Here is an 8,839-nt window from a genome sequence, read left to right on the forward strand (position 1 = left end):
CATACATTATGACTCTACCTGCTTGGCTGACTGCCGTAACTTTTAATGCTGATGGTTTGATTCCTGCAATTGCTCAAGATCACAAGTCAGGCCGTATTTTGATGATGGCTTGGATGAATGCAGACGCATTACAGCTCACCGTACAAACGCAGACCGCGGTTTATTTTTCGCGTTCGCGTGGCAAATTGTGGCACAAAGGCGAATCATCAGGTCATACGCAAACCGTCCACGATATTCGTCTAGACTGTGACGCAGACGTGATTGTGCTAAGCGTGACTCAAGCGGGCGGTATTGCTTGTCATACAGGCCGTGAGTCTTGTTTTTATCAGCGTTTAGATCTATCAGGCCAAACACCTGAATGGCAGACAGTCGATAAAGTATTGAAAGACCCTGCGGATATTTATCATTCTGATAAATCTGCTAGCACCAATGCTGAAAACGAAAATGCTAGCGCGACCATCGACTCTAATAACACTCAAGCGCAAGTCGATAAAGGCTCTGTGCTACAACAGCTCGATCAGGTATTGGCAGAGCGCAAACAAGCCGATGCCGACAGCTCTTATGTCGCCAGCCTATACGCCAAAGGCTTGAATAAAATATTAGAAAAAGTCGGTGAAGAGAGTACAGAGAGCATCATTGCTGCCAAAGATTTTGCTCACTGTGATGAAAATAAAGACAAAGCTGCTTTTGAGGCGGCGCGCCACGAGCTGATCTATGAAGTGGCAGATGTCTGGTTCCATACTTTAGTCGGACTGGCATGGTTTGACATAGAGTCAGACGCTGTACTAAATGAGCTAGGTAGACGGTTTGGCTTATCAGGTATCGACGAAAAAGCGGCTAGATAGTTATTAAGATACAAAAAAAAGCATCGACCCTGTTTGATTATTGTTGATTTCACCTATTTGTAATAACTGCAGGTTATAATATAGCTCTGTTTTATCTCGAATTATATGTGATGCTTTTTTTGATACATAACTTTTTTATCAATTCAAAGCAGGCTTTATCAACACAAAGCAGACATATGAAGACTGAAAACTAAGTCACAAAACCAGGTCACAAGGATACCATTATGGGTAGTTTTTCTATTACGCATTGGCTGATACTATTGGTCGTCGTCGTTGTCGTATTTGGCACTGCAAAACTAAAAAACGCGGGCAAAGATTTGGGCGGTGCGGTTAAAGGCTTTAAAGAAGCGGTCAAAGATGAAAATACAGAGCATGCCAAAAAACGCGTGGTGCTTGACCATGATGGCACGGCCCATACCGACGAGCGCCCAGCAACCACTAAGGTTGATGACAAGCATAATGTATAGCATCTAGACAGTGATAGCGGACCATTATGTTTGATATCGGGTTTTCTGAACTACTTCTCTTTGGCGTAATCGCCCTAATCGTCTTGGGCCCAGAAAAACTGCCACAGGCAGCGCGTACGGCTGGGCAATGGTATGCCAAAATTCGCCGCACCGTCTCCACATTACAGTCTGAAATAGAGGCCGAGCTAGACTTGGCTGAGACACGCCAACAAATGCAAAAAGAGCTGGCCAAAATTCGTCAAACCGAAGCCGATATGAGGCGTGAGATGGCGGAGATGCGCGGCAATATGAAGGCTTTTGAAAGCTCACAAAACCATTCTCTAAAAGCATCAAATGAAGCGGTAGCGAGTGATAGAAATAACAAAGCTGACGACACAAAAAATCATCAGCAATCAGCCATACCAAAAGCATTCGACTACTCTTATGCAACTGACGAGCCACAAGATACTTTAGAGAAAGGTCAGTTATCAAAGCACGGTAACAGCAACGATGATAGTGATATGGCCGCGCCCGTTACTCAAATCCTTAATACCCGACCGTGGGAAAATATGTGGTTCCGTTTGGGTGCTTACGATAAAGCTCGTCGCCTCCCAATGCCACCTTATCTACCGAACTATAAAGCCGATACCTTACTAAATAGCTCGGTAAGTACGCAGACTTCTGATAATAAGCAGGGGACTGACTGATGCAACTACTCAAACGCAAAAAAAGCCGCCAAGAAAAACTCACTGATTCAGATATTCCTGCTTTAAATGGCATTAATCAAGACGGTAAAGCAACAACTGATAGCACTCAAAATGAATCATCAGAGGATGTTTTAAGCGCATTGGGCGATATGCCTATCACTGAGCATTTGATTGAACTACGCCGCCATCTAATCAAAATGTGCGTGGCTGTTTTGATCATATTTTTGGGGTTGGTCGGTTACTCACGTGAGCTGTATAACTTTTTATCGGATCCATTGGTGGCACAGTTGCCTGCCAATTCGACTATGATTGCCACAGATATCACCTCGAACTTTATGGCACCGATACGTTTGACGGTCTTCGTTGCTGCCTTTTTGGCGATGCCTTATATTCTTTATCAGATATGGTCATTTGTTGCGCCAGGTTTATATAAAAAAGAAAAGAGAATCGCTATCCCAGTGCTGCTGTCTTCTATATTTTTGTTTTATGCAGGTGTGGCGTTTTCTTATTTTATTGTGCTCAAAGGGGTCTTAAAGTTTTTTATTCTATTTGCCCCGCAAAACGTACTACCGATGACCGATATCGACAGTTATCTGAGTTTTGCTTTAAAGCTATTTATGGTGTTTGGCTTGACCTTTGAGATTCCAGTTGTGACCTTGCTATTGATATTGGCAGGGATTGTCTCCATTCAGAGTCTAGAGGAAAAGCGTCGTTATATCATTGTGGGCTGTTTTGCTGTGGCTGCCGTGGTCACGCCACCTGACGGGGTATCCATGCTGATGCTAGCAATCCCGATGTGGTTACTGTTTGAGCTTGGGTTATTTTTGGCAAAAATCTTGATCAAAGAAGAACCTAGTACTGACCTGATATCAACAATCAAAGAATAAAGCATTTACCCGTCTGACTTATCTTGTTTTCTTCTTGCCCCACGCGTAAGCTTAGTGCTTATTGTCACGATTGAGTACCACCATCTATGAGCCATTGTTTATCCAGTGGCTTTTTTTGCCCCTTGTGTTTTTAATCACTTCTTGTATTTAGGTAGCTTTATTATGTCCGCATCGATGCCAGCTTATATGAGCGATCCCACTGATGAGCAGCTCGCCGCGCTGAATATGGCGATGGACCAAAAATCATTTAAAGTGGTGGCGTACGCAGGCGCTGGTAAGACCACAACGCTCAAGCTAATCGGTGAGCGTTTGCGAGGTCGCGGACTGTATCTGGCCTTTAACAAAGCGATTGCCAATGATGCTCGTTCAAAGTTTCCACCACATGTCGAGTGCCGTACTTTTCACTCATTAGCTTATCGTCATGTTGCTCGTGATATTACCGCCAAGCTGTCTTTGCCGCGCTTTTCACCTAAGCGCCTCGGTGATGATTTGGGCTTGCAACCTGTGCAAGTGCGTCGGCAAATGGATGGGGTTAATAAATACATTACGCTGACACCAGCACGGTTGTCTCGATTCGTCAGTGACGCAGTAAGTAATTTTTGTAGTACACATGCCAGCTACCCTGCGCCAAGGCACATACTGTTTCCAAGCTGGCTCGATGATTCAGACGCCGAGCAATTACGCGAGATGCTCTACCCTGCCGTTGAACAGCGCTGGCTACAGTCGATCGATGCGCGTCATCCTGCGGGCATCGGGCATGATATTTATCTCAAGCTGTGGGCATTGTCCAAGCCGAGCATCCCTGCGGACTTTATTTTGTTTGACGAGGCGCAAGATGCTGATCCATTAATGATGGGTATCTTGACCCAGCAATCAAGACAAGTCATCTATGTGGGCGATGCGCACCAGCAGATTTATGAATGGCGCGGCGCTGTGAATGCAATGAAAAAACTGCCATTGCCACAGACGTTATTAACGCAATCCTTTCGCTTTGGTGAGCCGATTGCAGAAGTGGCCAATACTTTACTAAAAGCGCTGCAAGAAGACGTACCGCTAAAGGGCAATCCGAACAAACAGTCCTCTACCGATAAGGGAATGGTACATAGTAAAAAAGACGCCATTTTATGCCGTACCAATGCTGCGGCGATGTCGCAATTACTCACAGGGTTAAAGCACGGGCACCGTGTAGCGCTACAAGCAGATACTGATCGCATGCTCAAATTCTGTCAAGCAGCGGAAAACTTAAAAAATGGTAAATCGGCTTATGGTGTACCCGAGCTGGCTTATTTTTATAATTGGGGCGATGTACAAGAGTATGCTGAAACCAACGAGGGTAGCGATCTCAAAACACTAGTCAAACTGGTCGATGATCATGGGACTAATGTATTAAGCCAAGCGGTCAATAGTCTCACTAGTATCGAAAATGCGGATTACGTCATCTCTACCGCGCACAAAGCCAAAGGGCTTGAATGGGGGAAAGTACAACTAGATGATGATTTTTACTACGATGTGACGACCAATGCGGTCAAGATAACTCCAGAAGAGCTGCGCTTGCTTTATGTCGCTTGTACGCGGGCGCAGAGTAATCTAGATATTCATAATATCAAAGACTTGATCTCTGGATTACAGACAGGGAAGAAGGTGATTTTTGGGTCTTAACGTCGTTTTGGTTTTTAGATATTCTGTTGCCATACATCTAATTTACCTTTTGTATATAAGTCAGAGTCATCAGCATAGATTCCGTTCACCAGTTCATTTAAAGTCACTTGATTTAGCTCGCATCTAAAAGGCAGTTTTTTGTGCGACTGGCTAACGGCAGAAATTCTGATTTATCCTGCTTGCTCATCGAACCATGCATAAAATAGCATTTCTGAAACACCACTTTTTCTATGATATAAATTAGCGCATTCACCAATAAACTCTATGACAGAATCTTCGCTCCACTCTACAAGTAGATCTTGGTTAACGCCAAAGCTAACTATGTTTTGCGCTGCTTCCTGATGAATATCTTCAGCACATATCACTACCATCTCTTCTAGCTCTACTAACCACCTTCTAAACGTATTGTGCATATCTTATCCCAAGTAGCTAATATATTTTTAAAGTAGAGTATTTACTGTAGTAATTTTTGGTGTACTAGAGGATAGTATGCTAATACAGTCGTCTGTTCCGATTACTAGATACTCTGTTAATAGGTCTTTTTCAACATAACCTGTTACAAATCCTTCTCGCTGTTTTTCTAAGTCGAACCAACCTCCATCGCTAACCTCCCATAGCCAACCGTTCGGACAATCATCATTCCAAAATTCAACAAGGTTTCCATTATCTAATACTCTAAATCCAATAATATCAGTGAAATCGACGTACACCATTTGCCGTATTTCTTCAGTTGAAAAGAATAAAGACACTCTTAATAACCATGAATCATAACTTATATGATTAATTAACGGTACAACACTATAAAGCGGAATACTTTTGACTGACTCTACTCGTATTTCAGACATAATAAAGTCCTGTTTTAATTTATTAAGGACTATAATACTAGAATGAAATTATTTTACATTTATTAAAAACAGTCCTTTGAATATATGCCTCTATCAGAAAACCTATTTGCCAATCCCGTCCGCCTCCTCGCCCCCATGGAGGGCTTGACTGACCCACTAATGCGCCAAATCTTAACGCAAATTGCAGCAGACTTAGGTCGTCCCTATGATTGGTCAGTCAGTGAGTTTATTCGTATCACGCAGCATGTCTTGCCAGCCCATGTGTTTTATAAATACGTGCCTGAGCTGCATCACGATGCCAAAACGGCTTCTGGTACGCCCATTCATGTGCAGCTTTTGGGTAGCGACGCGCAGCTGATGGCAGAAAATGCCACTTATGCTGTCGAGCTTGGTGCGCCTGCCATTGATATCAACTTTGGTTGCCCTGCCAAGACAGTAAATAGCCATCGCGGCGGCTCGGTGCTACTTGATGAACCTGAGACCATGTATCAGATTATCAGCGCGGTACGTAAAGCGGTACCCGCGCATATTCCTGTGTCTGCCAAGATTCGCTTGGGCTATACCGATACCTCACGGATGGATGACATTCGCGGTGCAATTGCTGCAAGTGGCGCTGACTGGTTGACCATCCATGCACGCACCAAAACCCAAGGTTATAAGCCGCCTGCCTATTGGGGCAAAATCCAGAGTTTTAATGCACTTGATATTCCTGTGATTGCCAATGGCGAGATATGGAGCGCAGCGCAAGCAAATGACTGTATGACTCAGGCAGGCACGTCACATCTCATGTTAGGTCGCGGCGCAGTCACACGACCTGATTTGGTTGCGCAAGTCGATAACCATACTGAAAATCATGATGACAGCGGAAAAAACACGGCAACCTTGCTATGGCAAGATTTGATCGCCCATCAAGTTAAGTTTTTGGAAGGTGAGGCAAAGAACGATGTGGTATTGGTTGGGCGTTATAAACAGTGGCTGGGTATGCTCACCAAAGGCTATGCTGAGGCGCAAATAGTGTGGGAGGGTATCAAGCGAGAGAAAAACAAAGCGGTGATTATCAGTGCACTACAAGCAAGCGTACAATAATAATCACCTGATCATATGTGATCTACTTGGTAAATATAGACGGGTAACGCTATACACTGACTCGTATCGCCAGATAAAACAGCATCAGACAGCATGCCATGGATAGCACCCAGAGAATAGAGCGAAACGTCGATAAGTTGGTGATATAAGCGGTGCAATAACCAATTCGAATGATCACATACAGCCATGCCAACACATTAATGATCGATTGTGGAACGAAAAATAGCATAGCCACCAACACGGCCGCCAAAAACACTGGCAAAGTTTCATAGCTATTTTGCTGCGCAGCATTGGCACGTGCAGCCATTCCAGTTGTGTGCTGAAAAAAATCGCGAGGATGTGCATTATTTATGACCCTAAAGCCGCCAGATACTTTTGCAATTATTGATACAGCCCAAGGCAATAAGCTCGCTACCACCATCGCCAAAATGGCAGACGCAACTTTATCAGAAACCAAGTCAAAAAATGCACTGATCATTATATAAGTCCTTAGCCTGCAATCACTTCAAAATCATGGGTAATATTGACCCCACCTGCGACCAGCATGCGACTGGCTGAGCAGTATTTCTCTGCTGATAGATGAATGGCCTTTTCGACCTGTTTGTCTTTAATGTCTTGACCTGTGACTACAAAATGCAGATGAATATCGGTATAAACAGCTGGTACAGTTTCGGCGCGCTTGGCGGTCAGCTCACAGCGTACATCCGTGACATCTTGACGCGACTTTTGGAGGATTGACACCACATCGTAGCTGGCACAACCACCCAGCCCTAGTAAGACTAGCTCCATTGGGCTTGAGCCTTTTTCTTTGTCCGCATCGATTTGTACATTGTGTCCTGATGGTGACACGCCCATGAACGCTTTGTTCTCTTGCCATGTAACGCTTGCTTTTGATTCTGACATTGTAAATGTTCCTTACTGTAATTGGCATAAGCCTATTTTTATTGTTTGAAATATATGCAGCTTGGCTAGTGTAGCATAAGCCAAAGCAAGATTTGATAAAGCCATTGTTTGGCTATCGTGTCGTGAGAAAACAATTTCTTGGTTTTACTCTCTTCTTCAATAAATGATTTGAGTACTCTGCAATTGTCGTTACTCACATCGATATTTATCAAATTTTTATTTGAAAAACCTACAAAAGTCTGTTTGTAAATAATTGATTTTAAAAGGTAAAACTCGTGAAACATTTTATAGCAAAATACTGTTACACATTCTGCTCGTTTCTTGGTTTAATGACGGTAATGAATCTTGTTTTTAGCTGATATTGATAACCATCACCTTATAATAATTATGATTGCTATCGCAGTATCAAATGAAAACAGGCTATTTTTAAACAAATTAAAAAGGTTTAGTCATGATAGATGCAGACGGCTTTCGCGCCAATGTCGGCATCATCTTGGCAAATACACAAGGGCAGGTTCTGTGGGCAAAACGTATTGGTCACAACGCTTGGCAATTTCCGCAGGGTGGTATCGACCGCGGGGAGACGCCGATGGATGCAATGTATCGCGAGCTCTGGGAAGAGGTCGGTTTACACCCGCGTCATGTGGACTTATTGGCAGTCACTCAAGACTGGCTGCGATATCGTCTGCCAAAACGTTACGTACGCCATGGCCAGCACCCCTTATGTATTGGGCAAAAACAAAAATGGTTTTTGCTACGCTTAGATGAGCCGAATACCCAACATATCCGCTTTGATGAAGGGAAACCTGAGTTTGACCATTGGCAATGGGTCAGCTACTGGTATCCACTCGGACAAGTGATTCACTTCAAACGAGGCGTGTATCGTCGCGCCCTACAAGAGCTGGTACGTGAGCTACCCTTAAAGCAAGAGCTGATCTTGCCTGAGCAAAGCAATCATTTGATTCAGTCTTAATCAGTAAAACGTACTTTTATTGTTTGTCATATTACAAAAAGCCTGTATCCAGTGATGCAGGCTTTTTTGTGTGAATGGTTTTAATAATGATGTATAGGTTCTCGTGAAATCAGTAGAAATTATCACTGACATTGAATAATAAGTTTTGGGGCTGTCCTAGATAACTAGTTCAAACCCTGTTTAATCCATTGTTTTAATTGTAGTAATTGCGACTTTGGGTCACTGTGATTAAAACGCCACTCACATTCCTTTAAATAGAGGTGAAAATGCTCTTTTGGAACCCCGTTAAACTTGCGTAGATGCCGTTTAGCTTGGTTCCAGAAGTTCTCTATACCATTAATATGATTCTTGTCATTAACAAAGGTTTTGGAGTGGTTGATGAGATAATGAGTAAACTCACTGACATCTAATGCGTTATAGCTTTTAAATGAGTCAGTATAAACAATGCTATCAGGCTTCACTTACGCTTTAATAGGCCAAACACGGGC

General features: G+C 43.3%; 11 protein-coding genes and 1 pseudogene. 7 read left to right on the forward strand and 5 right to left on the reverse strand.

Annotation, left to right across the window (positions count from 1 at the left end):
- Positions 1 to 8: 8 nt before the first annotated feature.
- From hisIE to BLR43_RS11735, 5 genes are all read left to right on the forward strand, one after another.
- Positions 9 to 845, forward strand: coding sequence for a bifunctional phosphoribosyl-AMP cyclohydrolase/phosphoribosyl-ATP diphosphatase HisIE (hisIE, locus tag BLR43_RS11715; protein ID WP_093071234.1), 837 nt, complete (start codon positions 9 to 11; stop codon positions 843 to 845).
- Positions 846 to 1,069: 224 nt separating this feature from the next.
- Positions 1,070 to 1,312 (forward strand): Sec-independent protein translocase subunit TatA, encoded by a 243-nt coding sequence (tatA, locus tag BLR43_RS11720; protein ID WP_075106429.1) that lies wholly within the window; start codon positions 1,070 to 1,072, stop codon positions 1,310 to 1,312.
- Positions 1,313 to 1,338: 26 nt separating this feature from the next.
- On the forward strand, positions 1,339 to 1,998 hold the full coding sequence (gene tatB, locus BLR43_RS11725) for a Sec-independent protein translocase protein TatB (RefSeq protein WP_093071235.1): 660 nt from the start codon (positions 1,339 to 1,341) through the stop codon (positions 1,996 to 1,998).
- Complete coding sequence (tatC, locus tag BLR43_RS11730; protein ID WP_093071236.1) at positions 1,998 to 2,885, forward strand: twin-arginine translocase subunit TatC; 888 nt, start codon at positions 1,998 to 2,000, stop codon at positions 2,883 to 2,885. Before tatB ends, tatC begins: the two co-directional genes overlap by 1 nt.
- 162 nt (positions 2,886 to 3,047) lie before the next feature.
- Complete coding sequence (locus BLR43_RS11735) at positions 3,048 to 4,544, forward strand: UvrD-helicase domain-containing protein (RefSeq protein WP_093071237.1); 1,497 nt, start codon at positions 3,048 to 3,050, stop codon at positions 4,542 to 4,544.
- Between the two features lie 170 nt (positions 4,545 to 4,714).
- Here the strand turns inward: BLR43_RS11735 and BLR43_RS11740 are convergent, their stop codons facing one another.
- Positions 4,715 to 4,957: a hypothetical protein gene (locus BLR43_RS11740; protein ID WP_093071238.1), complete on the reverse strand. Its 243-nt coding sequence runs from the start codon at positions 4,955 to 4,957 to the stop codon at positions 4,715 to 4,717.
- 27 nt (positions 4,958 to 4,984) lie between these two features.
- The gene (locus BLR43_RS11745) at positions 4,985 to 5,389 is read right to left on the reverse strand and encodes a hypothetical protein (protein ID WP_093071239.1); all 405 of its coding nucleotides are present in this window, start codon (positions 5,387 to 5,389) and stop codon (positions 4,985 to 4,987) included.
- A gap of 84 nt (positions 5,390 to 5,473) precedes the next feature.
- Between BLR43_RS11745 and BLR43_RS11750 the strand changes: the two genes are divergently transcribed.
- On the forward strand, positions 5,474 to 6,475 hold the full coding sequence (locus tag BLR43_RS11750) for a tRNA dihydrouridine synthase (RefSeq protein WP_093071240.1): 1,002 nt from the start codon (positions 5,474 to 5,476) through the stop codon (positions 6,473 to 6,475).
- Between the two features lie 49 nt (positions 6,476 to 6,524).
- Here BLR43_RS11750 and BLR43_RS11755 read toward each other — a convergent pair whose 3' ends face one another.
- Positions 6,525 to 6,953, reverse strand: a complete 429-nt coding sequence (locus BLR43_RS11755) for an MAPEG family protein (RefSeq protein WP_379542902.1) — start codon at positions 6,951 to 6,953, stop codon at positions 6,525 to 6,527.
- Positions 6,954 to 6,964: 11 nt separating this feature from the next.
- Positions 6,965 to 7,378 (reverse strand): OsmC family protein, encoded by a 414-nt coding sequence (locus BLR43_RS11760; RefSeq protein WP_058023529.1) that lies wholly within the window; start codon positions 7,376 to 7,378, stop codon positions 6,965 to 6,967.
- Between the two features lie 451 nt (positions 7,379 to 7,829).
- On the opposite strand from BLR43_RS11760, the gene BLR43_RS11770 reads away from it, so the two are divergent.
- Positions 7,830 to 8,351 carry an RNA pyrophosphohydrolase gene (locus tag BLR43_RS11770; RefSeq protein ID WP_058023527.1) on the forward strand — a complete coding sequence of 174 codons (522 nt, stop codon included), beginning with the start codon at positions 7,830 to 7,832 and terminating at the stop codon, positions 8,349 to 8,351.
- Between the two features lie 164 nt (positions 8,352 to 8,515).
- Here BLR43_RS11770 and BLR43_RS11775 read toward each other — a convergent pair.
- Positions 8,516 to 8,812 (reverse strand): annotated as a pseudogene (locus BLR43_RS11775) (IS1595 family transposase); the annotation flags it as partial.
- Between the last annotated feature and the right edge of the window lie 27 nt (positions 8,813 to 8,839).

This window comes from Psychrobacter pacificensis, from assembly GCF_900101915.1.
Taxonomy (GTDB): Bacteria; Pseudomonadota; Gammaproteobacteria; order Pseudomonadales; family Moraxellaceae; genus Psychrobacter; species Psychrobacter pacificensis.

Bases quoted from the DNA above. Each gene is read 5' to 3' on its own strand.
- hisIE (WP_093071234.1), top strand. From the start codon at position 9: ATGACTCTACCTGCTTGGCTGACTGCCGTAACTTTTAATGCTGATGGT.
- tatA (WP_075106429.1), top strand. From the start codon at position 1,070: ATGGGTAGTTTTTCTATTACGCATTGGCTGATACTATTGGTCGTCGTC.
- tatB (WP_093071235.1), top strand. From the start codon at position 1,339: ATGTTTGATATCGGGTTTTCTGAACTACTTCTCTTTGGCGTAATCGCC.
- tatC (WP_093071236.1), top strand. From the start codon at position 1,998: ATGCAACTACTCAAACGCAAAAAAAGCCGCCAAGAAAAACTCACTGAT.
- BLR43_RS11735 (WP_093071237.1), top strand. From the start codon at position 3,048: ATGTCCGCATCGATGCCAGCTTATATGAGCGATCCCACTGATGAGCAG.
- BLR43_RS11740 (WP_093071238.1), bottom strand. From the start codon at position 4,957: ATGCACAATACGTTTAGAAGGTGGTTAGTAGAGCTAGAAGAGATGGTA.
- BLR43_RS11745 (WP_093071239.1), bottom strand. From the start codon at position 5,389: ATGTCTGAAATACGAGTAGAGTCAGTCAAAAGTATTCCGCTTTATAGT.
- BLR43_RS11750 (WP_093071240.1), top strand. From the start codon at position 5,474: ATGCCTCTATCAGAAAACCTATTTGCCAATCCCGTCCGCCTCCTCGCC.
- BLR43_RS11755 (WP_379542902.1), bottom strand. From the start codon at position 6,953: ATGATCAGTGCATTTTTTGACTTGGTTTCTGATAAAGTTGCGTCTGCC.
- BLR43_RS11760 (WP_058023529.1), bottom strand. From the start codon at position 7,378: ATGTCAGAATCAAAAGCAAGCGTTACATGGCAAGAGAACAAAGCGTTC.
- BLR43_RS11770 (WP_058023527.1), top strand. From the start codon at position 7,830: ATGATAGATGCAGACGGCTTTCGCGCCAATGTCGGCATCATCTTGGCA.